A 26523-nucleotide genomic window follows, 5' to 3' on the forward strand; every position below is an offset into this window, starting at 1 on the left:
TTTTTTTTTGTTTTGTGTCGGAGACACCCCCCCCCCCGAAACCCAAAAAATAGCGAGTGCGGAGAGCGGGATTAAGCTCCTTAAAAATACTATTTAATGTTATATTTTTCTGATTTGAAACTCAATTTCTTTAATCCCTGCTGGATTTCAGGCGCATTCATAAACAGTTTCCATAAAAATCCGGTGCGATAATTTTCAATCATGGGGGCAATTGTTCCCTGGTCAATGGCTAAATATCTTGGCGTCGTCCAATTTTTATAATGAATCGAAGTAGCATCATAAGGTCCCGCGGAACCGATAAATTCAGGCTTTTGAGTATAAATAAACTTCAGGAAATCCATAGACTCTTGGGGAGTGTAAGGAAAACTGCTCAAAGCCGCCGTCGGAGTAATCACGCCATGATCATTTTGTGGGAAATGGGCATCATAACCGACACTTCCATCTTTATTTCTTGAATAACCTGCCGTTAATCCCCAATAATTGGGTCCGTACCCTTTCCAGCCTTTTGGATTTTCTACGCAATATTTATAGTCGATTAAAACTTGATTTTTATTTAAATCGAAGTAATTTTTAATTAATTTATCTGATAAATTCGTTGGATCTAAACCAATGTACGAATATTGAGTCCAGAATAACGGTCCGCCGTAGTCTTCGGCTCCGTTATGCTTCACGTACATTGGAAGTCCGTATTTTTCTTTATCTGAAAGATAGGTTCCGTTTCTTGTCCAGCCTTTGTAGTAGGTTTCTGCATCAATCGAATAGGTTGGTGATGAAGCGGCTAAAATGTAGGTAATTAAACATTCGTTGTAGCCCTGCAACGGGAAGTTCATTTCCCATTGATATTCGGGTGACCAATGCCAATACAGAACTTTTTCACCACCTTTTGTGTACCAGTTCCACTGAATGCCTTTCCAAAGTTCGTCGCATTTTTTGGCGAGTGCTTTTTCTTCAGCATTTCCGTTTTTGAAGTATTCGCGAACCATTAGAATTCCTGAAGTCAGAAATGCGGTTTCTACCAAATCTCCACCGTTGTCTTTCTTTCCAAAGGGAACGGTATTTCCTGTTTCACCATTGATCCAGTGCGACCAAGCTCCTTTGTGACGATCGGCTTTTGCCAAGAAATCCATCATGGTAGTCAATCTTTTCACTGCTTCTTTTCTTGGTACAAAACCTCTTTCGACCCCAACTAAAATTGTTGCCAATCCAAATCCTGAACCTCCGGTTGTAATCACATGTTTGTCATTATCCGGATAGATATTGTCTTCGTGATAACGCTCTCTTCCCAACATCGAGTTTGGTTCTGCGTAATCCCAAAAGTACTTGAGAGCATCTTTTTGGACTTTGTTCATTAATTGCTCATCGGAAATATTCTCCGGAACGGTTTTGTTTTTAGAATTATTATGATTATTAGAAGATGTTGTAGTGCAGGAAATTATAGTTAATGCTACAATTCCCGTCAGTGCAAATTTTTTCATTTTTAAATTTTATTTGTAATAAACTTTGTCAAAGATTTTAAACTTTGGTAAAGTTGTAGATTAAAACCCGTGTTGTGAAGAATGAAAACCTAATTTAAGTAATCCTTGTCTTACATCGGGAGCATTCATAAATAAATTCCAAAGAAACTGACTTTTGTGATTTTCAACCATCGGAGCAATTGTTCCCTGATCGATGGCTAAATATCTCGGCGTAACCCAATTGTAATGCACAGAATATGCATCATAAGGTCCTGCAACGCCTACATATTTACTGTAATTTTCATTATATAAAAACCGTAACATATTCATACTTTCCGTAGGTGTGTAGGGCATATTTGACAATGCTGCCGTTGGAGTAATTATTCCCAAATCATTATTTGGTTGGTGCGCTGCATAATCATCTCCACCAGTATTAGGATGTCTAGAATAGCTGGCTGTAAGTCCCCAACTTTTAGAGTTGTATCCTTGCCATCCTTTTGGATTCGTAACGCAATATTGGTACATGATTTTAGCATGATTTGTCGTGGCATTTCCGTAATTAACGTAATCATCAGTCAGACCTCTCGGATCAAGTCCCAAAAATGAGTAGTGTGACCAAAACATAGGACCAACACTTCCCGCAGCTCCGTTATGTGAAACCACAAGCGGATTACCGTAAAGACTACCTGCATTAGCTATGCTACCGCTCCTTGCCCAGCCTTCAGTATAAACAGGTTTAGTAATAGAATAGTTAGGAGAAGCTGCAGCCAGAACATAGGTAATTAAGGTTTCATCATAACCCTGAAGTTTATGATCCATCTGAAAATCATAATTGGGTGACCAATGCCAATACAAAACATTTTGACCTTGAGTGTACCAATTCCATTCTATCTCTTTCCAAAGCGTATCTGCTTTTTGAGATACTGCTAATTCATTAGCATCTGTAGAATTTTTAAAATATTCTCTTACACAGATTAATCCCTGTGCTAAAAATGCAGTTTCTACCAAATCTCCTCCATCATCTTTTTGACTGAAAGGAATAACCTGTCCGTTGTTTCCGTTCATCCAATGTGGCCATGCTCCATGGAAACGGTTTACATTCTGTAGAAAATTAAGTGCCGTAGACAATCTTGAAACCGCTTCAGCTTTCGCCACATATCCATTTTTGATTCCTACCAAAATTGTCATTAATCCAAAACCAGATCCTCCCGCTGAAACAACGTGAGCATCTTGTGCCGGATTATCGGTATGGTATCTTTCTTTGGCCAGTTTAGAATTCGTTTCGGCATAATCCCAAAAGTATTTAAGGGCGTCCTTTTGTACCATTTCGATGAGTTGGGTGTCGGTATAATTATTAACAGGAATTTCAGGATTATTTGGACTGCCAGATATAGTTGTAACAGAAGAATCCACTACATCTCTATTAGAACAACTGCCACACAAAAATAGTGTGACAGTTGTTAAAGTTGTAGTAACTAATATTTTAAAATACATTAAATTACCAATTAGGATTTTGTCCTATAGTAGGAGTCTGAATAATTTGAGCATTCGGTATAGGAAATAATTCATGCTTACCAACAACAAAATTTTTACCATTTGCTGACATTGCAGATTTACCTTGTCCCGTTCTTACTATATCAAACCATCGATCATGTTCAAATGCTAATTCTAATCTTCTTTCGTTCCAAATTTGTTGTACTGTAGGATTAGAAATACTAGGAAGCCCTACTCTGTTACGAACAAGATTTAAAGGTGTAGCTGCATCTGCTCCAATACGCGCTGCTGCTTCTGCACGAATTAATAAAATCTCAGCATAACGTAAAATTCTCACATTTTTATCTCCATCTCCTGCTCCTAAACTCGCACTGGAATAAGCTTTTTCATTGTACATTGGATTTTCTACTGTATTTGGAACTAATCTACCATCATATAACGTTTCTCCTCTAAAAATTATTGTTGCATCTCTTCTTACAGAATCTCCTGCAGTGTTGAATGCATCGAGCAGATTTTGAGAAGGGATGTTGAACCCCCAGCCCCAGCCTCCAGTTCCGCGTGCACCTTGGGTTTCCGAGTATTGGTTTACACCATGAGCAACCTCAACTCCCCTAGCTTGTACTTCAAAAAGAGATTCTATACCATTTTCACCCGATAATCTCCAAATATTTGCATAGTTAGATTCCAAACCATATTGCCCTGAAGTCATTACATTTCCAGCCATATCATATGCTTGTTGCCATTTTTGTTCGTACAAGTATACTTTCGCTAATAACCCCTGAGCTGCACCTTGTGTTGCTCTTCCTAAATCGGCTGAAGCATATTCACTTTTCTTTGGCAAGAGTGTTATAGCATCTAATAAATCTTGTTCTATATAAGCATAAACTTCTGCTTTAGGCTTTCTTACAAACCATGACTGAGAATCTTCGAGGGTCTGAATAGGAACATCACCAAACATTCGTACCAACCAAAAGTAATGAAGTGCTCTTAAAAATTTAGCTTCACCTATTAATCGATTTTTATATGCCTGATCTGTTAATCCAAAGTTTTCTGTATATTTAATAGATTCGTTAGCCCTGCCGATTGTTTTATAAAAACGTGTCCACATGGCTGAAATTGATCCAGTAGCACTTGTATGCTCAAGATTATCCAATATTAACTTATCTGATCCGTTATCAGTCGCAGAACTACCTTTATCTGCATTATCTGAAATAATTTCAGTAACACCTAACCATGAAAAGGCATAATCCCAGTCTGTAAGCATACCATAGGTACCATTTACAAACATCACAGGATCATAAACTGTACCAGCATCAACAGCATCAACTTTTTCTCTCGATTCTACATCTTCTAAAAAACTGCTAGAACAAGAAGACAAACCTAATATCAGGCTTCCTGATAATAAACATTTTAATATAATATTTTTATTTTTCATTTTACCAACTATTTAAAATTCAACATTTACTCCTAAAATAAAACTTCTTAAATTGGGATATGCAGATAGTTCAACCCCCGTAGTTCCATAAGGATCACCATTAGAGTTAAGTTCCGGTGTATACCCTTCATATTTTGTAAAAATAAAAGGGTTTTGTGCAGTTAAATAAACTCTCAAATTACGCAAACCTTGGATAGCATCTTTAAAATTATAACCTAATGTAATATTATTGATTCGGAAATAATCACCATCTTCTAAATAATAATTTGATGCTTCTACATCTCTATTGGCGCCTGGATTAGTATTCGTCGAACCTTCTCCTGTCCATCTGTTATTAAACATATATTGAGAAACATTTTCCCCTCCAATACGAGTACTGTTCAATCCATTATATATTTTATTTCCTCCAGCCCCATAACCGTCAATACTAAAATCAATATTTTTATATGTAAATCCTAGATGAACACTATAATTATATGTTGGGATATAACTTCCAAAAAATACTTTATCTCTATCATCTATTACACCATCTCCGTTCTGGTCTTTATATCTTAAAAAACCAGGTTTTGCACCCGATAAATGCGCATTATTATTTATCTCAGTAGTATTTTGCCAAACACCTTCTACCTCATACATCCACCAAGAACCTAATGATTGTCCTACCTCCAGTCTCTTGGTAATACTTCCATTTCCTAAAGATCCTCCCGTCATTCCTCCATATGCAGGCTTAACCTCTTGAACCTTATTGTCATTACTATTAAAAGTAGCACCAATTTCATATGAAAAATTTCCAGATTCAGAAAAATCTTTCCATCTTAATGCGACTTCCCAACCTTTATTCATTACAACAGCACCGTGATCATAAAAATCATCTTTATATGGTCCTGAAAGAATAGGTTTAATTTTTAAAATTGTATTAGTGTTTTTCTTTTGATAGTAATCAAATGAACCTGTTAAACGTTTGTTAAGCAATTCGAAATCAGTACCAACACTCCATTCTTTTGTAATTTCCCAACCAAGGGGATATGCAGGAGAACCGAAATAAGCTCCAAAGATTAAATCTTGTCCTGGACCAAATACATAATTATAATCTTGGCTTCCTGGACCGCTTCCTGTATTTGAAACATTAACTACACCTATGTTATCATTCCCTAGCGTTCCCCAACCTCCACGGACTTTTAAGAAATTAATGAAAGAATTATCCTTTAAAAAATCTTCATTAGAAATATTCCATCCTGCACTCACAGATGGGAAAGTATCCCAATATTTCTCATCTTGTCTAAAGCGGCTAGTACCATCTCGTCTAATAATACCTGATACATAATATTTTTTATCAAAATCGTATTGTAAACGTCCAAAATAAGAGAGATATCGAACTGGAGTATAATAAACTTGTTCAATAGTTTTATTTGGACCACTACCTGCTAAGTCTAAGCTCCAATATTGGCTTTTATCAGATAAATTATATGCTCTTCCATACATTCTACCACCAACACCTACTTCTTCAGAAGAAGTTCCAATAACTGCAGTTATGCTATGTCTACCAATTTTTTTATTATAAGTGAAATAATTTTCCCACTGCCAACGGAAAGTATCAATTTTCTCTATACCAAAAGAATTATTTACATAGCTAGCATTCGTTGGGTTTGCATCCTGTAAAGCCTGAAATTGAGCATCAGTTCTAGTTGGGTCGGCCGCTAACCACGTAGCTCTTGTAGGAACAAAAGTTTCTTTGCTATACCAGTATTTAGTAGTTCCTGCTCTTGATGTAAAAGTTAAATCTTTTGTAACATCAATATCTGCCTGCAAAAATGCTTGCAAAGTATTTGTTCTAGCAACTTCATTTGTATAATAAACTGATGAAAGAGGGTTACCATGAGAGTTGAGAGTTATACCTGGATATGTGGCTAATCCTGTACTTTCATTCCAATAAGGCATTCCCCACTTACCATTTTCATATTTAACTGGAATGACCGGTGCTTGCCTGTGAGCTGTATCAAAGGCCCCTAATGGTTTGATGTTTTCTTTAGTATTAGAAAAACTCACGTTTTGAGTTATACGTACACGGTTATTGAAGAGTTTATATGTATTATTATTTCTAATAGTAGTTCTTCGATAATCTTGCCCCTCTAAAATTCCATTTTCAGTAAAATGGTCTGCACCTAAAAAATAATTCACATTTTCACCTCCACCGCTAATTGTAACATTATTATCCTGCACAATTCCCGTACGAGTTAATTCATCGAGCCAATTTGTATTATACTGCTGATTGGGAGATAAAAAGGTAGTTTTACCGTTAGCTTTTCTTTCCTCATTAAAATATTGTGCATACTGGCTCGCATCGGCCATTTTAACTTTATTGAGAATTGATTTAACACCAAAATAAGAATCAAATGATATTTTAGTTCTACCTTTTTTACCCGTTTTGGTAGTAACAATTACCACACCATTAGCAGCTCTAACACCGTATATTGCAGTAGATGCTGCATCTTTTAAAACATCTATCGATTCAATATCACGTGGATTAATGTTAGTAATATTAGGTACGATCATTCCATCAACTACATAAAGTGGATCGCGTCCACCTAAAGCTGTTCCTAAACCTCTTACGATAACACTAGGGGTAGCTCCAGGCTGATCTGTATTTACAATCGTAACTCCAGATAACTTACCTTGCAATGATTGCATAGCTGTTGTTGCAGGCTGCTTTGTAATATCTTCTGATTTTACAGATGATATTGATGAAGTAAGATCACCCCTTTTCTGTTTACCATACCCAATCATCACAACCTCCTCAATCTTTTGCTCTTTTGGAACGGTGTCTTGAGGAGTAGTCTGTCCATTGACGTTCATACCAAAGTAGAGAACAGCAATAAGACAAGAATACTTTAAATTAGTTTGTTTCATATAGTTTAATTTTATCTTGTACATTCATATTTTCTGAAGATGAATCAAATATTCATACTTCCATGTCTCAAAAGTAGACATTAACCAAAAATAGAAAAAATATCTAATCTTGTTAAAGTTACTTAAAAAAATTTTGATAATGCGTTTAAGTTTAATTATCTGTTAAGATATTATAATATTTATTTAATTTATTCTTAAAATTTAAGGTGATTTTTATTAATTTAATATTGAAAAAAAAATCATTTTTTCATTTTGAAGCAATAAATTTCACCAAAAAAAGCAATGAGAGGGAAATTTTTAAGATTTGAATAAAAAAATTTTAATTGTGGTACGGAAATAGTGAATTGATTACATTATACCTTGTCAAATGAAATTTTGTTGAAAGAGTATAAGTAATTAACTTTGGCGCAGTTTAAAATAAGAACGAAATGAAAAAATATATCATCGCAGCAGCTGTTATTTTGGGTACAGGAGCGATCATTAATACTACAATGCAGTCTTGCACTTCTATAGCAACCTCAGATTTAGGGCTTGCTGTTATCAAAAGAGTTTTGCTTGGCGGAATCAATAAAGGAGCAAACATCTATGGAAACAAAGAGGCATTTCTTCAAAACAATTTAGTAGACAAAGCGTTACCAAAAGAACTTCGTGACATCAACACAACATTAGAGAAAATAGCTCCGTCTCTTGTAGCAAAAGAAAGAGAATATATAGCTGAAGCTGCAGTTTATACGGTCGGTATTTCAAAACCGATATTAGAATCTGCAGTAAACAGCTTAAATGCACAGGATGTAACAAGAATTATCCAAGGTGAAAAAGGAACTGCCACTTTAATCTTAAAAGAAAAAACCCAGACTCAGCTTGTACAGGCAATCGCTCCGAGAGTTGAACAGGAACTGAATAAATACGGAATCGTTAAAACAATTAACACGGCTTTGTCGGGAAGCAATTTACTGGGCAGTTTATTGGGTGGAAATAAAAGCAATGTGAATGCAGGAGGATTGAGTATGCTGGCTTCAGAGCAAATCGTAGATGGTCTTTTCAACATTATTGAAGATCACGAAAAGCAAAATTCAGGTTCACTATTGGGTGCGTTTGGAAAATAGTTTTATTTTCATTATATTTATATATAAATAAGGTAGAAAAGATGGATATATTAGAAGGAAATCAGCACGCAAATCCTGAAGAATTTTATAGTTCTTTGAAGGAAAAATTAGAAGGTCACCACGACTTTCCAGAAGATTATTTATTTAAATTTATCATTCCGACAGATGAGGCTAAAATTACTGAGATTTATAAAGTTTTTGACGGTATAAAGTTCACTATGAGCAACAGGGAAAGTAAAAACGGTAAATATACGGCCTGCAATATCAATGCATTTGTTCTGGATGCTGATCAGGTGGTGAAAATTTATCAGGAAGTTGCAAGAATTGAAAATGTAATTTTACTTTAAGTTATCATTTGCTGCTATAAAAAAAGGTTAGTTTTACGACTAACCTTTTTTAGTATTAATTTTTTTTAAACTTCTATTTTTCAATAAAAAATTTGACATTTTCCAAAGGTCTTCCCAACATGGCAACTGAACCTTTAATTAAAATGGGTCTTTGAATAAGTGACGGATTTTCCGACAAAATCTGCAACCATTCTTCTTCAGAATAATTTTGCGAAGCAAACTTCTCCAGATAGAGTTTTTCTTCCTTTCTGATAATATGAAAAACACTCTGATTAAGCTTTTTCAAAACAGTTTTAAGCTCCAAAACACTTAAAGGATCTTCTACGATATTAATGATTTCAAACTGAATTCCGTTTTCGTCTAGATATTCTAAAACAGCATTCGATTTTGAGCAATTTCCGTTATGAAGAACTTTTACCAACATTTTAGTCTGATTTTAAAGATTTAGAATATATTTTGAATCCAACAAATTTAGAACCAAATATTATGTTAAGTATAAAAATTAAAACAATCCGTTCAGTTCTGTTTCAATTTTTTCTAAAATTAAACCGAAATCTTCAGGCTTTTCCACAAAATCCAAGTCATCAACTTCAATGATCAGCAATTTACCTTCTGTGTAATTGGAAATCCATTTTTCGTATTTTTTGTTAAGCTTAGAAAGGTATTCAATGCTTATGGAAGCTTCATACTCCCTTCCCCGCTTATAAATTTTCTTTACAAGATTCGGAACATCAGATTTAAGATAAATCAACAAATCCGGTGCAGAAACAAAGCTTTTCATCAGATCAAACAAAGATGCATAGTTCTTAAAATCCCTATCTGAAAGCAACTTCATATCATTAAGGTTTTCAGCAAAAATATGGGCATCTTCATAGATCGTACGATCCTGAATGATATTTCTCCCACTCTCTCTGATTTCTTTTACCTGACGAAATCTGCTGCCCAAAAAGTAAATCTGTAAAGCAAAACTCCATTTGCTCATATCAGCATAAAAATCTTCAAGGTAAGGATTATGATCTACATCTTCGAACTGCGCATCCCAACCGTAATGCTTTGCCAGCATTCTTGTAAGAGTTGTTTTTCCTGCTCCAATATTTCCCGTAACCGCAATATGCATATCTTCTTTGTTCTTTATTTATTACTAAAAGCCCAGATCTTCGATTTCGTCCATCAGCTTAATGATATCGGTCTTTTCAGACTTTTCTTTTTCGAGCTTTTCTATGGATTTTTCCAGTTCTTTTTTCTGGTTTTCGGCGTCTTTGAGCTTTTTAATATTTGCTATATTTTCAAGGGTGTAAAGATAAAGCTTGTTGCCTTTTACTTCAAAATAAGCCAACGAATTTTTATCCACAATTTGCGCATCGGGATCTTCAAAAATTTTGGTCAAGCCTTTTTCCGGGTTATATTTGAAAATTGTATTCTTTGCGACAATCAGGATGATCTCGTTTTCTCTTCTGAATCGTTTTGCATTTTCAACAGGAGCTTCAAAGAGTTTTTCAAATTTCAAATTATAGACCCTGAACTGGTTTTTAGATAAAATATAAACCTTATTTTCAAAAACCAAAAGATCGATCAGGTCATCAAAACTTGCATCAAAAGGAAAAGAATTGATCGTTGCATCGTTTCTGAAGTTATACTGAATCAGCCTTTTTGTACTTTCATCCATGAGCCAGATCTGTTGCAGATCTTCAGCATAAGCATGTTTTATGAAGGTAAATTTCTGTTTGAAATCAAGCTTCTGAATTTCATTAAGGTTCTGATCTACAAACTTCATTTCCTGTGCATTTTCCGAGAAAAGCGCTATACTTAAAGGATTTTGAACTCCCTGAACTTTGAAAGGAACGGTGAACATCATTTTTCCCAGCTGCTTTCCTAAAGAATCGTATTTCGTAAAGCTGAAATCTTTGTTTTTATAGAGATAAAGATTTCCGTAATCATCAGCAAACATATCTCTTGCCTCCTTAAGCTTTAAAGAATCAAAAGGAAGAGCTTTCTGTGCATACAATGTACAGAAAATAAAAACAGATAAGAATTGCAGTAATCTCAAAAAATCTTTTTTACTAAGATAGCGCTCCTTCGGAGCGCTACCAATTTACATATTTTATTTCTGGATGAATGAAGGGGCATTCAATTTTAACTATTTAATGGCAACTTCATAAATTGTCGGCCAGTTTTTCCCTGTAACCAACATATTATCCCCTTTGAAAGCAATACCATTTAAAACATTTTCACTATCTGCTTTCGTGAATGGATCCGCTATTTTTGTGAAATCAAATTTACCTACAACTTCGCCATTTGATGGATTAATTTTTAATATAATAGGCTTATGCCAAACATTTGCATATATAAAACCATTATAATATTCCAATTCATTTAATTGGTCATAGACCGAAGTATTGCCCGCTACTGAAATGTACTTAATCATTTTTGAAGGATTGTTTACATCTAAAAAATAAAGATTTTTAGACCCGTCAGAAGCAATTAGGTGCTTTCCATCATAAGTTAATCCCCAACCTTTAATCATCATGTCCGGATAAGGGAATTCTGATAATAAACTTAATGTATTTTTATCATAAACAAATCCTTTCTTGTTTTCCCAAGTCAATTGATATATTTTATTTCCTGCTATTGTACTTCCTTCAGAAAAAACATCATCAGGTTGCTTCGTTTCTTTAATCGGAATAGTTTCTCCAAGTTTATATGTTATTAATCTTGATGAACCATACTGCCCTTCACTTTCGTAGATTGTATTTCCATCAATCTGGAAACCCTGTACAAAGTTTTTAGGATCATGAGGATATTCTGCTACAATTTCGTAATTGATTGCTGTTTCAGGGCTTTTACTATAAACATTAATGGTTGCATCCTGGTAAAGTGTTTCGCCGCTTTTTGTTTTAATATTAAATGTCACAGCATTATCACCAAGCGTAAAATATTTTGGATCAACCATAAGACTTGTAGATTCTTTCTCCCCAAAACTAATAACAATACTTTCCACGTTATCTGTAACTTCTTTCGGAAGTTCTATTTTATCACCGAAATGATAACCTTGGGTTTCCATTGATGCATTGTAATCAGCTAAAGAAGTCAATATTTTCTCGTCATTTTTACAAGACATCACCAAAAGCAAAGCTGCAAAACCAACAATTATCTTATTTTTCATTTGTTATTTCTAAAAATTTCATCAAAAATAGCAATTTTTATAACGCTCTGCTAATATGCAATCAGCCGATTACTTTGATTTAACTAAAATTGACATTTTTTAAGTATTTTAATGGGCAAAACCGGTAATTTTAGCTTCATCAAAATCCAGCTGCATTTCAATGGTTCGCATCACGTGGTCATCAAATATTTTTTCACGCTTCATTCTGTGAAGTTCGTTTCTCTGCGCCTGAATCACCTGCCTTAAAACATCTTTATTTTCATTCATTGCAGCAGCATAATCTACCGTTGAACCCATACATTGTGCTTTATCAGCAATGAGTTTCATTTCGTTTTCGAGTTTGTAAATCTGGTGCCTCACAAGACTGTTATTTTCAGAAACCTCAGAGAAATCTGAAGTAAGCTTTTGAAGTGCTGTTTCTTTTAATTTTTTCATTAAAATCGCTTCCTGCTTTTCTTCCGGAAGCTCACTTCCTGCATCTTCAATTTTAAGGAATTTCAGGATTGGAGACAATAATAAACCTTGCCCGACCAAAGTAATCAGAATAATCACAAAAGTCACAAACAAAATAATATTTCTATGCGGAAAAGCTTCTCCCGGACTGATATACACCGGAATCGAAAGTGCCGCCGCCAACGAAACAACCCCTCTCATTGCTGCAAAACTAATGATGAAAGGTTCTTTCCAATCAGGTTTGGGATTTTCTTCACGGACTTTTTTAGACAAAAGCCTTGGAATATAAACAATAGCATAACTGTAAGCCAAACGTGTAAAAATAATAGCTCCACCAATTACAATACTGTAAAAAATACCTTCCGAAATGGTGTAATCTTTCATTGCAGCCACAACAATCGGCAATTCAAGACCAATGAGAATGAAAATAATCGTATTCATAAGGAAAATAAGAACACTCCAAACATTACCAGACTGAATTCTTGAGGTGTGACTCAGATAACAATGCGAATTATAAGACATCAGCAAACCTCCTGCTACAACTGCCAAAACCCCGGAAAAGTGAAAATGCTCTGCTGCAACATACATGACATAGGGAACAATCAGGGTAATCACCGTATCAATATTTGAATTAGATGGAATTAGCCTTAAAAATTTACCAAAGACCAAACCCGTTCCTATTCCTACAGCTACTCCGCCGATTGCCATCGTAAAGAAATCTGTCACTGCTTCACGGAAGATAAACTGTCCTGAAATGACTGCCGCCAAAGCAAATTTAAATACAATTAAACTCGAGGCATCATTAATTAAACTTTCCCCTTCCAAAACCGTCGTGATTTTTTTAGGAATTTTCATGTTCTTTAAAACAGAAGTTGCCGCAACCGCGTCCGGCGGAGAGTTTACACCACCCAAAAGAAAACCCATTGCAACCGTTAATCCCGGAATGATGGATGAAGAAAGATAAGCAACAACTATTGAGGTAAGGAAAACTAACCCAAATGCCATTGAGAAAATCTGTTTTCTCCATTTATGAAAATCCTGCCAAGACGTAAACCAGGCTGCTTCAAATAAAATAGGAGGAAGAAATATGAGGAACACAAGATCAGGCTCGATTTCTATCTGCGGCATTCCCGGAATAAAACTTACGAGTAAGCCTGCAATCACAAGAAAAATAGGATAAGCCACTTTGAGCTTCTGCCCTACCATCACCAAAATCATCACCGAAAGAAGTACAGCGATGGAAATAATTACATAGTCGTGAATCATGGTTTGTGATTTTATTAGTTATTAAAAAAGTGTTATCGTTTTTTGAGTTTTGAAAACTCTTTCAGATTCTGTTTTTAAAGACCGAATCTGAGATCTGTTTTACTTTAATTTTTTGTAAAAGGGATGTTATTGTAAAAACCGATTTGTATTTGTCCGCGGTTTTTATTTTCCTGAAGCTGATTCATATACCCCGCCTCAACTCTCATGTTTTTATTAATGACAAACCCTAAAGCTCCGTACACTCGGTTTCTATCGAAAACCGGACTGTCTAAGTGAAGGAAAATCTCATTGTAAACCGATGCATAAAAAGTTTTCGGTAACATCTCTTTATCATTGATCGGAATATTAAAACCTAACAAATAACGAAACCTCATCCTGAAATCATCCTGTAAAAAACGTTCTTCCAACCGATAACGATGTTGAAGATTGAACCTTCCAAACTTCTGTTTTGTAATATACTGCTGGAAAATACGGTGCTCAATATTCTCTGTTTTTTCTCCTTTTACATAAGGCTGGCTTAAAATAAAACCATATCCCAACAAAACATTGTTGTTGTTCTCAGTAAGATCATATCCAATCCCTGTACGGATGAGCAATTGTTCCAGATCTCCGATTGCATCAAAATTTCTGTATTGAATTTCATTATGAAAATTCAGTTTTTTGCTGATCTTATTATTCCCGAAATACATATACCAAGCTCCCAAATCATTTTCCTGAGCAAATGACAAGATACTTCCCAAACATAAAACCGAAACAGCAAGTTTTTTTAGAATTTTCATACTTTTAATATTAATTTATATTAACTATCAATACCAACAAAATTAATAATAAAAATCTATAATCACAAACCACTCTAAACTTATTTTATGAAGGAATTATTTCCACTAAAATATCATTTCCGTTTTTTTCAAAATAGGTACAGGTCATATCATTTAAATCCATCTTCCAACCTTTCACTCCGTTTTCTGCGCAGTCTTTACAAAAAGTTATATAATCTGTTTCGCCTTGTTGGTGAAGTTTTAATCTTGATTTAAACTGTTCAAGATTTAGGTTTTCAGAAATTCTTAGAGTGTCATATGTAGCTCCTGTTTCCGCAAAGTTGTTTTCAAGATCAAAATACTTCGTGTTTCCATCAGCAACAAGTGCTTTGTAATGAGATACTCCGAGATTTTTTATTGCCTGAATATAGTTTGGAAAATCTGCTCCGCTTTTTACTTTTTGGTGTTCAGCTTCGATTTCATCAATTGTAAATTTCATTTTGATTGTTTTTAAAATATTTTAACCTGTTGTGTATTTAGGATTTGAATTTAATTAATTGATTATTAAATCTTTACATATCTTTAATGAATAAAATGTCTTTGTATTTCTTAAATTTAATGTGAAATTTATATTTTCTTTGTTTTGCCTTACGTTTATTATCGCAAAGCCAAACAAAGTTTTTATTAAAAAATATTGTTTTTAAAGTTAGACAGAGGCGTTTCACTTTGCGTTAAACAAAATTCTAAATGTACAACAGGTTGTTTTAATATTATTTTCTAAATCCAATAGCACAATTTTTTTAAAATGTTTGAAAACATTTCCGTTCGCAAAAGCTTTTGACTACGTCGAATCTTCGATTTCGCTCAGCTAAGGTAAAGGTTTGTAATAATCAATTTCTGTTTTTAACTTTAAGAAAACAAAAATATTTTAAAAATAAAACCGACAAAAAGTTCTGTCGGTTATTTATAGCTATTTATTGTATTCAAAAAAGGATATTAAGGGTGCTGTTGCATTTTTGCAGGATCGTCGTAATTTACCATCCAGTTGATTCCGAATTTATCGGTAAACATTCCGAAATAAGCTCCCCAAAACGTATCCGCTAAAGGCATCGTAACATTTCCGCCTTCTGAAAGCCCATTGAAAAGTGTATTTGCCTCGTCTTTTGATTCTGCGTTGATGGAAACTGAAAAGTTATTTCCCATTGTAAAATCTGAAGCCCACTCTCCGCCGGTATCGCTTCCCATCAAAACTGTTTCTTTTGAAATTGGGAGGGTGACATGCATAATTTTGTTTTTGTCTTCTTCAGACATTTCCATACCTTCCTGAGGTGGCATTTCGCCAAAAGTTCCGATGTAAGGATATTCTCCACCGAAAACTGATTTATAAAAATCGAATGCCTCTCTGCAGTTTCCGTTGAAAGTAAGATAAACATTTACTGTTGCCATAATATATAATTTAGTTGATTTGAGATTCGTGGTTCGAGATTCGAAACTCGGAATACGAAACTTGGATTAACGATGTTGATCAATAAGAATCATGTTTCCGTCGGGATCTTTCAGATAAATATGCTCAGGACCGGTTGTTGATTCATCCGCTCTTCTTTCTAATTCGATTCCACTTTCAATAAGCCTTTTTTGAATTGCTCTTACATCATCGAACTCTTCAAGGATTTGAGCATTTTCATCCCAACCCGGATTGAATGTCAACATATTGCCATCAAACATCGCCTGAAAAAGCCCGATCAGAGTGCTTCCGTTTTTCATGATGAGATAATTATTCTCTATATTTCCACCCATTGACGAGAAACCCAATTTTTCGTAAAATTCTTTAGATTTTGCCAGATCTTTTACACTTAAACTGAGTGAAAATACGCCTAACTTCATACTTTTTATGTGTTTATTTTTTTAACTCACGCAGGTTTTGCTGATTTAGCATATTAAAAATCAATATAATTCTAAATCTGTTAGAGAAATTAATTTTTATCTAAAGCCAATTTGCCACCCAGAAAAACAAGTCCCCAAACTACAATCCCCAGAACCCAAAACCATACAGGAGTTGGTAAAACGGTCATATTGTAAATGGTGAAAATCATGAAAATAATTCCGCAGATTGCTGCAGCCGTAAGTTTTCCGTTTTTAGCAATCTTTGTTGACACAAACCCTGCAACTACCGCTCCGACAGCATATCCTACAATCACCATAAATTTCCCTAAAAAAGGTAGAGTTTCAACATAGCTTTTAAAACCTTCCATATCATTTGGCTTTATTCCTTCAGGAAAAGGATATAAAATATGATTGAGTGTCTCAACCAGCCAGATACAGATCGATCCGGTAATAATGCCGGCAATAACTGCCAGTATATTTTTTAGCATGATTATTATTGGTTTTTTAATTTGGTTTTAAATTCCAAAGTTTTGTCATAGCTTTTCCAGTCGCCGATCAATTCGATATCCTGATTTTCAATCTTTTCAGAATTTTTATTCCATGTAAAAGTATAGACAAATTTTCCGGTAAACATCCCGGAATGCTTTCCTTTCGACTCTTCTGCCAATTCATACGTTCCGTATACAACTCCTTTTTTCTTGGAGTCTTTGTATTTTGTAATTGTGAGTTTTCCTTCAAACTTTGTATAATTGGTATCTACCAAAGAATATCCTGCTACGAAATATTCCTGGTCATTTTTTTTGTTTTGCTCAGATATATTGATCTTCAGCCTGATCTCCTCACCTTTATTACCGATTGTTCCAATGTAAGGTTTGCTGTTGTTTTTCCACACGGTTTCAATATTCGGCATCTGACCAAAAACAAAACCTGATGTGAAAATGAGGAATAATAAAAGTTTTTTCATATTTAATAATTTAGGCTAAAGCCAAAAAGGAATTTATGTTTTTGTAAACGCACAAAGCACGTTTCTATTGATTTACTGATGGTATTTCTATTAAACCCCAAATTGGCTTAAATGATGATTCAGGTGTTTTGCAAACATATTATTCCATTCCTGAGATTTTAGTTTTCCGAAAGAAAAAGATTCTTTTCCGTCAAACGCTTCTGCTCCCAATTGTTGCGTTTTTTGAATATATCCAATCAGTCTTTTCTTTTCTTCTTCAAAATTTTTTCTTTCTTTGATCAGAAATTGTGGCGCTGTCGGTGAATCATGAGGGTATGCTTTTTCACTCACCACTTTAGGTTTTACGAAATTTTTTAGAATAAATTTAGCAATCGCACCAGGTTTTTTATGTCTTTCCGGTTCGTAAACCATTTCATAAGATACACAGCAGTGTGCCAACATCTGGTCAACCGTCATTCTTCCCCATAAACCATGAGTTTCTTCTACCAGATTATTAATTCTATCAATGTAATTCTGAGCAACTTTAGCATCAAAAACGTTTTCCATAGTTAGTCAAATTGTATAGAAACAAATATATCAGTTTTTTTGTTTGATTTGAATATTTTTTTAATAATTGAAAAAGTGAAATATAAAGTTTTGCGGCATAAAAAAACTCTCTGCATATCTGCAAAGAGTTTTGTATAAATAAGTTTTGAAATTTATTTCTGAACCGCTTTTTTCATCACATCAGGACGAAGAATTCTATAACGAACCTCCATATCTTTGGGAATGTAGAAAACCAAAGGTAGTTTGCTGTTATATCTTACCGTTTCCGGCTGAAGATAAACAAACTTTTTGGTAAGTTTCTGATCCGGGCAAGCCATTAAGGTGCCGCCTGTTTCTCCTTTAGATTCTACCTCGTAATAATTGTAACCCCATCCCTGAAGATCCTGAGAATTTACTTTACCAATCAGGAAATGTTTATTGCAGTCAAGCATTTTTTCTGCACCGACAAAGAATTCTACTTTAAGATCATTTTCATTTTTCGCAATAGGAAGCTGAATATAAACCTGCTTGAATCCTTCTTTAGCCTTAGGAAACATCTCAATCTGAAGTTTTTCAAATTTCTCTGCTTTTTTCTGGGCAAAAACATAACCTCCCATAATCATCATAAATACCGACAAAATAATTTTTGAAAATTTCATAATTTTACTGTTTAAATTTTACAAATTCCTTAAAATCAAAAACTATTCCAAAATTAAACAATTGTTTAATTTTTTTTTAAGTATTTTACTTCATCGTTTTAATCGTAAGGATAGACAAAGGATTTTTAGAAAAAGATTAACTAAAGATAAACAAAGCCGTTTCAGTTATTTCCGAAATACACATTCTAAATACAAGACGGATTTTCAATTTAAAATAAGTTTAGAAAATTAAAGCAAATCCTTTTAATGAAAATAAAAACTGCAGTGATATTACTGCAGTTTTTTGTTGATTAATAATTTCGTTATTCTGAAATTCTCACATTGGTTCCTTTTGTATGTGCATTCATTTGTGGTGCATAGTAATTTTGAATCGTCGTCAAACCATTTGAAAAACTTCCTGAAGCATTGCAAACGAGATCATACTCAAAGACATACTTTCCTTTTGGCATATACTGAATATAGAAATTGGTTGAAGCATCTTTTGTAGACTGATAATACCCTAAAGAATTTTTCCATTGGTAGCCTGAAATCACATCTATCGGTTCGAATCCTGCAGCCCTCATATCTTTAACATGAATAAACTCCATCGGACGATCGGTGTTCAAAATCATTCTTACGGTCACTTTATCTCCAACTTTCAACGGAGACTTATCGGTAATTTTCTGCAATTCCTCACCGTTTACCGTTTTGATTTTTTTGTACAATTCTTTGGTAACTGAAAGATAATTTTCAGAAGATTTTATTTTATCTAAATCCTCATAATATTGCCAGAATAAACCACCCTGAATAATTCCTGCGCCTGGTTTTGTTACCGTTACAGTTGCTAGTTTTTTATCCAGAACATCAGTTTTTATGGCAGATTTCACATAACCTGTTGCCTGAGTTTGCGGCTGCAGTTCTTTCCCGCCCCAAACAATTGTCGCTTTATCGCTTTCTGCACTCGTCCAGGATTTTCCTGAATTTAAAATCGTAAAAATAACTTCTGAAGTTCCTCTTGAACTTCCCCATGAATTGACTTCTTTCTGAGTAATCAGCCAGATTTTCATGTCTTCAATGAATTTTTGGTCGTTTGATTTCAACTTATTGAATGCTTCCAAAGCTCCTGCATGATTCACAACTTTTGAGCTGAACCAACCCCAATCGTCAAGATTTTGTTTCCAGTAAACACCTTGTGTTTTTGAGTCTACGGAAGTTTCTTTAAGATAATTCATGACTTTATCTGAAACCTCTTTCAAACCATAGTCGTTCATCAATAAAGCCGCGCGATGCAATCCGAAGAAAGTAAAATCGGTAAGTTTTGCGGTTTTAGCTTTTTGCTTCACCAAAGATTTCAAAGCTGCACCTCTACCTTTTAACGGATATTCTTTTTCCCAGTAATTTCTTGTATCAAGATAGTCTAATGCCCAGTTGGTCCAGATATTTTTGTCTTTCACATCAACATATTTATTGATTTCATTATCGACATATCCTACCAGTTTCTTCACTAATTCATTTTGTTCTGAATTTTGATAATCTTTTACATTATCTTTCAGCCAGGAATTGATTTTACCTAAATTTTTCAGAATATACAGTGACGTTGAATACGAGCTCGGATAACCTTGATACCAAGAAAAACCTCCGTCAGGATTCTGAAGTTTGCTGAAATCACTCCAGTCCTGATTGATAGAATTTTTCATTGTATTAGCGTCAAACAACAAAGCCAATTTCTGCATTTGCTCGTTTTCGTCTTTACTTTCCAAAACCCAAGGTGTTTCTTCCAGCAGTAATTGTTTCAACTCCTGATTTTTCTCAAGATTAGAATTTAATAAACCTTTATTTTGATATTCTTCGAAAACGGTTTTCATTTTCGGATTCGCTTTGAAGATCTCAGAAGCCAGAACATCGGCAAACCATTTATTAAAGATGACATCCGCAGAATTATTCTGATCGTTTTTCAGGCTTGGAAGCGCAAACATAATTTCCCAAATCGGATTCGTCGTTAATTCTAGAGTATTCGAAACATTCGAAATCGTCATAGAATTGGCATTTTTAAGGTTTTCCAACTCAAAAATTTTTGTTTCTCCTTCTTTCACGAAAACAGGAACCGCATCGGTTACGAGCATTCTGTTAGGAAGAACAGCAACGGCTTTTTGCTCACCATCAGAATATTGTCCGGCTTTTGCCACGACTTTCACAATAATAGACGAAACATTATTCGGAACTTTTATTTTCCATGTTAAAGCAGAATTTCCGTTCTCATCGACAGAGAAAGCCTGTTCTTTATTGTAGCCCGCAACTGCAGTCAATGTACTTAATCCGAATTTCTCTGTGATATCTTCATTGGTAAAGGCATCTAAAATCTGTAATTGGGCGGAACCATTCAGTTTCTTGCTTGTAAGATTAGATAATTTCGATTGTAAATTCAGCTCGTCTCCTTCTCTTAAAAATCTCGGGTAATTGGGTGTAACTGAAAATTCTTTCTGGGTGACCACTTCTTTTTCCAATGTTGCTGCTCTGGCTTCTTTTGTATGAGCAAGAAACATCAGTTTCCATTTTGTTAATGCTTCAGGAGAAGTGAATTCGAAACTTACGTTACCTTCAGAATCGGTTTTTAAATCAGGATAGAAGAAAGCGGTTTCGTTGAGATTTTGACGAACAGGAACGTTGTTCAAATCTCCCTTATCTAATACACCGTCATAATCAGAATATACTTTTTTCTCCTGTTCGGTTAACTTTCTTCCTGAAGCAACAATATCAATCGCTTCATCGTTTATTACTTCTTTAGACAATCTCATCGCAGGAGCAGGAGACATAGCAACTTTCGGAGCTCTTACAGGTTCGGGAACAACATTTTGTACCACTACAACTTTATCTGAACTCCCACTATAATCGCCTCTACCCCGTCTAAAATAATACAAATCTGAATTATCAAACCAGTTAAACTGCGGAACATCCACATATTTTGTCTGCAGGTAATTAAAATCTCTACTAAAATATTTTTCTTCCAAATTTTGAGCAATAGCATAAGAAGTAACTACAGAATAAGGTCTGTACAAATTCTGCCAATTGAAACTGTTTGCAGAAAACTGATCCAAAGACATATCATACATATTGGCAAGAACTTCCGCATTGATCTTTTCTTTTTCGTTTCCTAAAATTTTCACTGACCATTTTTCCTTCGAATTAGGCTCAATTTTATCTCTGAAAGTAATCGTTTCAATTTTTAAAGGCTGTTCTGAATTTTTTATTTTTAAATTTACCGTTTCTGTCTGAACATCATTAAACGCCACAAGCTGAAACTGAATATTCAAACTGTTTACCTCTTTATCTTTTGGAATTTCAATATCGTACTCTAAAACTCCATCTTTAAACTGGTGAGTTTCGGAAATTGTTTTTCCCAATCCGTTTTGTACAAAAACATCGACAAAGGCATTCGGAATTGATGAATACGCATTAATTCTTGCCTTCTCACCTCTCAAAACTTCATCTTTAGGATTTAAAACAGAAAGAAATGTTTTCTGATTATTTTTTAAAACTTTTTTACCCCAAACATTAAAATTCTGCACAGATCTTATTGTGTCTTTGCCTTCGATATTATACAATTCCAGCTTATAATTACCGGATTCTAATTTTCCTAAATCCAAATTGGTTACTGGTTGTTGGTGATTATCTGTTGGTTGTTGCGTTTTTTCGAAAACTAACGTTGATTTCCAGTTTTCCTGCTGGTCATTTTTATCATAAAGATCATGAGGAAATTTAGCTATGAATTCCTCTTTTGAAAACTTCGGCAAATTCTGAACTTGAAATTCAAAATTACTTCTGAAAATTCTCTGCGGAGCTTCCAGTTTTGATAATTTAACCTGATATGATTTTTTTAAATTTTGCTCGTTATAATTTTTAGTTTCTACTTTTAATTTTACATTTTCATCCGCAAAAACATTTTTTACTTCATCTGCTTTAATGTAATGGGATACCGAAGCCACTTTCAAATTTGTATTTGCAGTCTGGGTTTCACCGTTGATGTCGGTCACCGAAGCGTTGATCTGGTAATTATCAATCTGAATTCCTTCCAGCTTTTCATTTTTTTTAAGATCTAATTTTATAACAAATTCTCCTTTATCATTGGTTTTTGCTTCACCCAAAATAGAATTTTCGTTCTCATAATCATTAGGATACCAAGGAAAATATCTCCAGCGAATATTTTGTTTTCTGATCTCGTAATTAACATTTGTATTGCTTAAAGCGACACCCGAAAACATCATGGCTTTGCCTTTCAGTTCAATGGTTTGTCCATATTTGTACTCATTTTTTACCGGCTTAAAAGTCACTTCAAATTTGGGTCTTTTGTATTCTTCAACCTGAAAATATTTATATCCGTTAGAATTTCCGTCCGTTGATAGAGTAAAGTTTCCGTTTAGTTTTCCTTTAGGCAGAATAAAACTTCCGTGATAAGATCCGAACTCATTTGTGGTAAAACTCTGAACAGAAACTTCCTGATTATTGGCATCTTTTAAAGTAATATTTTGCTTTAAACCAGACATTACAGATTCTATTTCTTTCTCAAGTCTTGTATTGATGACCTTAAAATAAACAGTTTGTCCCGGTCTGTAAATTCCACGATCTATAAAGATCTGAGCTTTTGTCTGAGTCTGCTTATTCGGATTGTATTCCTCACGATTGTTGTAGCCGTACAACTGCATCATCTGAAAATCATTCGTTTTCGGCTGTTGTATTAAAATCGTTCTGTAATATTCCTTGCTGTCGGTTGCAGGAAATTTAAAAATTCCTTTATCATTGGTTTTTCCTTCAACTTTATTCAGAGTTTTGTTCTGTACAAATTCATAAAAAGTAAGATTTTCATTGACAACAGACTTTCCGTTTTCAGCATTAACCAGTTTTAATTCATTAGAAAGCTGATTACCACTTTTGCTGTGATAAATAATTTTATAATCTGAAACTAAAAAATAAAAATGCCGTTCTTCATTCTTTATGCCTGAAACCTGATATTCTGCGACATAAATTCCCGATGGAAGCGGTTTTATCTCCAATGAAGTTTTATGAGCCTGATAATCTTTCGGATCATTCAACTGAAAAACCTCTTTTCTCACCAAAGTTTTTTTCACCTTTGAAAAAGAATTGTCGTACTGATTTTTTGAATATTGCATGAACGATAACAGGTTATCTTTCACCTCATAAATATTCAGCGAAAATTCATTTACATTTTTAAATTCGGCAACAAGATGAATCGGTAAATTGGGTTGGGTCTGCTCTTCATATTTAATATTCAGTGAAGGATTGGTGATCTGATTTTGTTTATTTTTAATATTATTGATAAAAACAGATTTCGGATATTGACTTACAATGCTATTTCCAAGTTGAAGGGCTTCTTTTTCTTTGTTTTTTAAAACCAATTCATTCATCATCTCTTCAGCGATCAGAACTTTATAATCTCCTTCAATATTGGTTTTCATAAGATTCTGAAGCTGCTCCAATTTATCTTTGCAAGAATTAAAATTGCAGTTTTCAGATAATTTCTGATGCATAAAGTACAGCTTCGGATTTCCGTTATTCTGAGCAACCAGTTCATCAAAAAGTGTATTGATGGTCTTTCTGTTTTCTGTTAATTCATTTTTTGTAAAAAGACCATTATCAGACAAGAAACTTATTTTTTTCAAAGAATACCAATCGTATAACGTCGGGAAAAAATTCACATTCTCAGTACTCAAAAAAATATCTTTATATTTTGCAAGAGAGACTTTTTTCATTGCCTGGTTTTGCTGATCAAGATCTTTAAAATTCTGGGTTAAATAATTTTTAAAATCAAGTTTGCTCCAAGTTTCAATTTGAGTCAGATCTTGTGAATTGACGTTTGTTCTTCCGTTTATTTTCCATGAATTTTCATTGTAATAATCCATCAGGAAACTCGATAGTAAAGCCTTATACATCAGCTGGTCATCATTTTTCAACTCTTTCCCTGCCGAAGTTAATTTTGCAAAAAAATTTGATACGACATCATTTTTCTCGTCATCAGTCGTCTGATTAATTAAACTGAACTCTGCTTTCAGGGAGCGGATCAGCTGCACAGCATTATTTTCTTTCATAGCTTGTTTCTGGATTTCTAAAACTACAGGAAGATTAGATTTGTATACTCCTTTTCTGGAATTTTCTTCTATTTTTTTCCATTGGGCATCGTAATTATTTTGGGCAAAAGCATCTGAAAAACATGATAAAAGCAGGACTAGGAACAAAACCTTGGAAAATCTTTGCATAAGTGTTATTTTTGATAAATGAATTGTTTAAAAGTACTGAAAAAATCTGTTATAGACAGTCAAGTTTATGTGTCCTTAATGGGAACTCTTTTTGCAGTATTTTTCATGATCGAGCAAAACACATTCCGTTGGCCTACAATTGCGCTTCTTTTCATTACGTATTTCAGTGGCTATCTATACACCAAGTACCAGAAGACGAAACATTTCTATAAAATTTTAGTACTCAACTTTTTTGCGGGGCTTATCTCAGCGGTTTTAATTATTTTCAACCATAACGAAATACGGTTGCTGAAATGGTTTATCATAGTTGTTTTAGGTCTACTCTACAACAGCTTTTTTCTTGAAAACTACATCCGGAAAATTCCTTTTTTGAAAGTATTTTACGTAGGTTTGGTTTGGGGATTGATGAACTGCTGGCTGACTTTACCCGAATTTGATTTGCCTATATTTTTAATCAGTTTTTTCTTTATCACAGCACTGGTTTTACCTTTCGATATCCGTGATATGAAGAACGATACGGTAAAGACTTTTCCTAAAATAATCGGAGTGCAAAATACAAAGTACTTTGCTTATTTATTGGTATTTATTGCAAGCACTCTGTCTGCTTTTTATTTAAAATTTGAATTTGCTCTTAGCTTTTTCTTAACCTCAGTTTTAACCTTTATACTGATTTATTTTTCTGAAAATTCAAACAAAGATTCTTATTTTTCTTTTTGGGTGGAAAGCTGTTCTGCTCTACCCTTTTTATTTTTACTAATAATGAAGTATTTTTGACAAATGATAATTAAGAAGCTTTCTTTATACAATTTTAAAAATCATTCCGAAAAAAAGTTTGAATTTTCACCACAAATCAATTGTTTTGTAGGAAATAACGGAGTTGGAAAAACTAATATTCTCGATGCATTGCATTACCTTTCTGTCGGGAAAAGCTTTTTAGGAAATACAGACCTCAACAATATAAAACAGGAAGAAGATTTTTTTACAATCGACGCTGAAATTCAGAATGAAGAAAATGAAGACATTATAAAAATTTCTCAACCGAAAGAAGCGAAGAAAATCATAAAAAAGAACGATAAAAGCTATGATAGAATGGCAGATCATATCGGTTATTTACCGAGTGTGATGATTTCTCCTTATGATTCCAACCTGATTTCCGATTCCGGGGAAAGTCGCAGAAAGTTTTTAGATTCAATGATTTCACAGACTGATTCTTCTTATCTTTTTGATCTGATTCAATATCAAAAAACGATACAGCAGAGAAATGCTTTATTAAAATATTTTGCAAAGAACAGGATCTGGGATAAAGATTCGCTGGAAATTTATGACGGTCCTATCACCAAATCCGGAACCAAAATTTTTGAAAAAAGAAAAGAGTTTGTCGCAAAACTAAATCCTATCGTTCAGAATTTTTACAAAATCATTTCCGGTGGAAAAGAAATGGTCTCCGTTATTTATGATTCGCATTTGCTTACCGATTCCTTCGAAAATCTTTTGTCGGAAAGTTTAGAGAGAGACAGAATGCTGACTTACACTTCAAAAGGAATTCACAAGGATGATCTTCTTTTTGAGATGGATGCTGTTCTCATTAAAAAAATAGGTTCGCAGGGACAACAAAAATCTTTTTTAATTTCATTAAAGCTGGCCCAAATGAATTTAATAAGAGAATTAACCGGAAAGACCCCAATTCTTCTTTTAGATGACATTTTTGATAAACTTGATGATTCGAGAGTTTCTCAATTGATAGAATTAGTGAATCAAGAGAATTTCGGACAGATTTTTATTACGGATACGCATCGTGAACGTACGGAAAGTGTTGTAAAGAAGATTAATGAGGAAAGTATTATTTTTGAAATTTAAGTT

At 34.0% G+C, this 26523-nt stretch carries 22 protein-coding genes; 4 read left to right on the forward strand and 18 right to left on the reverse strand.

Features of this window, described 5'->3' with window-relative positions; translation table 11 throughout:
• Positions 1 to 89 precede the first annotated feature (89 nt).
• From ACR1PN_RS06480 to ACR1PN_RS06495, 4 genes are read right to left on the reverse strand one after another with little or no spacing between them, the layout of a single operon-like run.
• On the reverse strand, positions 90 to 1475 hold the full coding sequence (locus ACR1PN_RS06480; RefSeq protein WP_433979343.1) for a glucoamylase family protein: 1386 nt from the start codon (positions 1473 to 1475) through the stop codon (positions 90 to 92).
• A gap of 60 nt (positions 1476 to 1535) precedes the next feature.
• Positions 1536 to 2948 (reverse strand): glucoamylase family protein, encoded by a 1413-nt coding sequence (locus ACR1PN_RS06485; protein WP_433979344.1) that lies wholly within the window; start codon positions 2946 to 2948, stop codon positions 1536 to 1538.
• A 4-nt stretch (positions 2949 to 2952) separates the two neighbouring features.
• Positions 2953 to 4383: a RagB/SusD family nutrient uptake outer membrane protein gene (locus ACR1PN_RS06490; protein ID WP_433979345.1), complete on the reverse strand. Its 1431-nt coding sequence runs from the start codon at positions 4381 to 4383 to the stop codon at positions 2953 to 2955.
• Positions 4384 to 4395: 12 nt separating this feature from the next.
• Positions 4396 to 7290 (reverse strand): SusC/RagA family TonB-linked outer membrane protein, encoded by a 2895-nt coding sequence (locus tag ACR1PN_RS06495; RefSeq protein ID WP_378182447.1) that lies wholly within the window; start codon positions 7288 to 7290, stop codon positions 4396 to 4398.
• A gap of 428 nt (positions 7291 to 7718) precedes the next feature.
• On the opposite strand from ACR1PN_RS06495, the gene ACR1PN_RS06500 reads away from it, so the two are divergent.
• Together ACR1PN_RS06500 and ACR1PN_RS06505 are read left to right on the forward strand one after the other, a co-directional pair.
• Positions 7719 to 8396, forward strand: a complete 678-nt coding sequence (locus ACR1PN_RS06500; protein ID WP_433979346.1) for a DUF4197 family protein — start codon at positions 7719 to 7721, stop codon at positions 8394 to 8396.
• A 41-nt stretch (positions 8397 to 8437) separates the two neighbouring features.
• Positions 8438 to 8743, forward strand: coding sequence for a DUF493 family protein (locus ACR1PN_RS06505; RefSeq protein ID WP_378182441.1), 306 nt, complete (start codon positions 8438 to 8440; stop codon positions 8741 to 8743).
• Positions 8744 to 8816: 73 nt separating this feature from the next.
• On the opposite strand, the gene ACR1PN_RS06510 is transcribed toward ACR1PN_RS06505, so the two are convergent.
• The 14 genes from ACR1PN_RS06510 to ACR1PN_RS06575 all read right to left on the reverse strand — a co-directional run bounded on the left by ACR1PN_RS06510 (position 8817) and on the right by ACR1PN_RS06575 (position 24663).
• Positions 8817 to 9167 carry an ArsC/Spx/MgsR family protein gene (locus ACR1PN_RS06510; protein ID WP_034675394.1) on the reverse strand — a complete coding sequence of 117 codons (351 nt, stop codon included), beginning with the start codon at positions 9165 to 9167 and terminating at the stop codon, positions 8817 to 8819.
• Between the two features lie 78 nt (positions 9168 to 9245).
• Positions 9246 to 9860 carry a deoxynucleoside kinase gene (locus tag ACR1PN_RS06515; protein WP_433979347.1) on the reverse strand — a complete coding sequence of 205 codons (615 nt, stop codon included), beginning with the start codon at positions 9858 to 9860 and terminating at the stop codon, positions 9246 to 9248.
• Between the two features lie 24 nt (positions 9861 to 9884).
• Positions 9885 to 10790 carry a hypothetical protein gene (locus ACR1PN_RS06520; protein WP_433979348.1) on the reverse strand — a complete coding sequence of 302 codons (906 nt, stop codon included), beginning with the start codon at positions 10788 to 10790 and terminating at the stop codon, positions 9885 to 9887.
• 90 nt (positions 10791 to 10880) lie between these two features.
• Positions 10881 to 11906, reverse strand: a complete 1026-nt coding sequence (locus ACR1PN_RS06525; protein ID WP_433979349.1) for a glutaminyl-peptide cyclotransferase — start codon at positions 11904 to 11906, stop codon at positions 10881 to 10883.
• A 108-nt stretch (positions 11907 to 12014) separates the two neighbouring features.
• Entirely contained in the window at positions 12015 to 13625 is a 1611-nt protein-coding gene (locus tag ACR1PN_RS06530) for a Na+/H+ antiporter (RefSeq protein WP_433979350.1), read from the reverse strand.
• Between the two features lie 104 nt (positions 13626 to 13729).
• Complete coding sequence (locus tag ACR1PN_RS06535; RefSeq protein ID WP_433979351.1) at positions 13730 to 14404, reverse strand: DUF2490 domain-containing protein; 675 nt, start codon at positions 14402 to 14404, stop codon at positions 13730 to 13732.
• A gap of 85 nt (positions 14405 to 14489) precedes the next feature.
• A complete protein-coding gene (locus ACR1PN_RS06540; RefSeq protein WP_433979352.1) occupies positions 14490 to 14882 on the reverse strand; it encodes a DUF1398 domain-containing protein in 393 nt (130 codons plus the stop codon).
• Between the two features lie 497 nt (positions 14883 to 15379).
• Positions 15380 to 15829 (reverse strand): VOC family protein, encoded by a 450-nt coding sequence (locus ACR1PN_RS06545; protein ID WP_378182417.1) that lies wholly within the window; start codon positions 15827 to 15829, stop codon positions 15380 to 15382.
• A 66-nt stretch (positions 15830 to 15895) separates the two neighbouring features.
• Positions 15896 to 16267 carry a VOC family protein gene (locus tag ACR1PN_RS06550; protein ID WP_433979353.1) on the reverse strand — a complete coding sequence of 124 codons (372 nt, stop codon included), beginning with the start codon at positions 16265 to 16267 and terminating at the stop codon, positions 15896 to 15898.
• A gap of 89 nt (positions 16268 to 16356) precedes the next feature.
• Positions 16357 to 16755 carry a hypothetical protein gene (locus ACR1PN_RS06555; RefSeq protein WP_433979354.1) on the reverse strand — a complete coding sequence of 133 codons (399 nt, stop codon included), beginning with the start codon at positions 16753 to 16755 and terminating at the stop codon, positions 16357 to 16359.
• Positions 16756 to 16760: 5 nt separating this feature from the next.
• Positions 16761 to 17231, reverse strand: a complete 471-nt coding sequence (locus ACR1PN_RS06560) for a hypothetical protein (RefSeq protein WP_378182408.1) — start codon at positions 17229 to 17231, stop codon at positions 16761 to 16763.
• A 90-nt stretch (positions 17232 to 17321) separates the two neighbouring features.
• A complete protein-coding gene (locus ACR1PN_RS06565; RefSeq protein ID WP_378182405.1) occupies positions 17322 to 17777 on the reverse strand; it encodes a DUF1569 domain-containing protein in 456 nt (151 codons plus the stop codon).
• 152 nt (positions 17778 to 17929) lie between these two features.
• Positions 17930 to 18415: an ecotin gene (locus ACR1PN_RS06570; protein WP_433979355.1), complete on the reverse strand. Its 486-nt coding sequence runs from the start codon at positions 18413 to 18415 to the stop codon at positions 17930 to 17932.
• A 302-nt stretch (positions 18416 to 18717) separates the two neighbouring features.
• Positions 18718 to 24663 (reverse strand): alpha-2-macroglobulin family protein, encoded by a 5946-nt coding sequence (locus tag ACR1PN_RS06575; protein WP_433979356.1) that lies wholly within the window; start codon positions 24661 to 24663, stop codon positions 18718 to 18720.
• Between the two features lie 18 nt (positions 24664 to 24681).
• Between ACR1PN_RS06575 and ACR1PN_RS06580 the strand changes: the two genes are divergently transcribed.
• Complete coding sequence (locus ACR1PN_RS06580) at positions 24682 to 25437, forward strand: hypothetical protein (protein ID WP_433979357.1); 756 nt, start codon at positions 24682 to 24684, stop codon at positions 25435 to 25437.
• 3 nt (positions 25438 to 25440) lie between these two features.
• Positions 25441 to 26520, forward strand: a complete 1080-nt coding sequence (recF, locus tag ACR1PN_RS06585; RefSeq protein ID WP_433979358.1) for a DNA replication/repair protein RecF — start codon at positions 25441 to 25443, stop codon at positions 26518 to 26520.
• Positions 26521 to 26523: the final 3 nt, after the last annotated feature.

The organism is Chryseobacterium sp. RLHN22 (assembly GCF_051011795.1).
GTDB classification, from domain to species: Bacteria; Bacteroidota; Bacteroidia; order Flavobacteriales; family Weeksellaceae; genus Chryseobacterium; species Chryseobacterium zhengzhouense.

Bases quoted from the DNA above. Each gene is read 5' to 3' on its own strand.
- ACR1PN_RS06480 (WP_433979343.1), bottom strand. From the start codon at position 1,475: ATGAAAAAATTTGCACTGACGGGAATTGTAGCATTAACTATAATTTCC.
- ACR1PN_RS06485 (WP_433979344.1), bottom strand. From the start codon at position 2,948: ATGTATTTTAAAATATTAGTTACTACAACTTTAACAACTGTCACACTA.
- ACR1PN_RS06490 (WP_433979345.1), bottom strand. From the start codon at position 4,383: ATGAAAAATAAAAATATTATATTAAAATGTTTATTATCAGGAAGCCTG.
- ACR1PN_RS06495 (WP_378182447.1), bottom strand. From the start codon at position 7,290: ATGAAACAAACTAATTTAAAGTATTCTTGTCTTATTGCTGTTCTCTAC.
- ACR1PN_RS06500 (WP_433979346.1), top strand. From the start codon at position 7,719: ATGAAAAAATATATCATCGCAGCAGCTGTTATTTTGGGTACAGGAGCG.
- ACR1PN_RS06505 (WP_378182441.1), top strand. From the start codon at position 8,438: ATGGATATATTAGAAGGAAATCAGCACGCAAATCCTGAAGAATTTTAT.
- ACR1PN_RS06510 (WP_034675394.1), bottom strand. From the start codon at position 9,167: ATGTTGGTAAAAGTTCTTCATAACGGAAATTGCTCAAAATCGAATGCT.
- ACR1PN_RS06515 (WP_433979347.1), bottom strand. From the start codon at position 9,860: ATGCATATTGCGGTTACGGGAAATATTGGAGCAGGAAAAACAACTCTT.
- ACR1PN_RS06525 (WP_433979349.1), bottom strand. From the start codon at position 11,906: ATGAAAAATAAGATAATTGTTGGTTTTGCAGCTTTGCTTTTGGTGATG.
- ACR1PN_RS06530 (WP_433979350.1), bottom strand. From the start codon at position 13,625: ATGATTCACGACTATGTAATTATTTCCATCGCTGTACTTCTTTCGGTG.
- ACR1PN_RS06535 (WP_433979351.1), bottom strand. From the start codon at position 14,404: ATGAAAATTCTAAAAAAACTTGCTGTTTCGGTTTTATGTTTGGGAAGT.
- ACR1PN_RS06540 (WP_433979352.1), bottom strand. From the start codon at position 14,882: ATGAAATTTACAATTGATGAAATCGAAGCTGAACACCAAAAAGTAAAA.
- ACR1PN_RS06545 (WP_378182417.1), bottom strand. From the start codon at position 15,829: ATGGCAACAGTAAATGTTTATCTTACTTTCAACGGAAACTGCAGAGAG.
- ACR1PN_RS06550 (WP_433979353.1), bottom strand. From the start codon at position 16,267: ATGAAGTTAGGCGTATTTTCACTCAGTTTAAGTGTAAAAGATCTGGCA.
- ACR1PN_RS06555 (WP_433979354.1), bottom strand. From the start codon at position 16,755: ATGCTAAAAAATATACTGGCAGTTATTGCCGGCATTATTACCGGATCG.
- ACR1PN_RS06560 (WP_378182408.1), bottom strand. From the start codon at position 17,231: ATGAAAAAACTTTTATTATTCCTCATTTTCACATCAGGTTTTGTTTTT.
- ACR1PN_RS06565 (WP_378182405.1), bottom strand. From the start codon at position 17,777: ATGGAAAACGTTTTTGATGCTAAAGTTGCTCAGAATTACATTGATAGA.
- ACR1PN_RS06570 (WP_433979355.1), bottom strand. From the start codon at position 18,415: ATGAAATTTTCAAAAATTATTTTGTCGGTATTTATGATGATTATGGGA.
- ACR1PN_RS06575 (WP_433979356.1), bottom strand. From the start codon at position 24,663: ATGCAAAGATTTTCCAAGGTTTTGTTCCTAGTCCTGCTTTTATCATGT.
- ACR1PN_RS06580 (WP_433979357.1), top strand. From the start codon at position 24,682: ATGAATTGTTTAAAAGTACTGAAAAAATCTGTTATAGACAGTCAAGTT.
- recF (WP_433979358.1), top strand. From the start codon at position 25,441: ATGATAATTAAGAAGCTTTCTTTATACAATTTTAAAAATCATTCCGAA.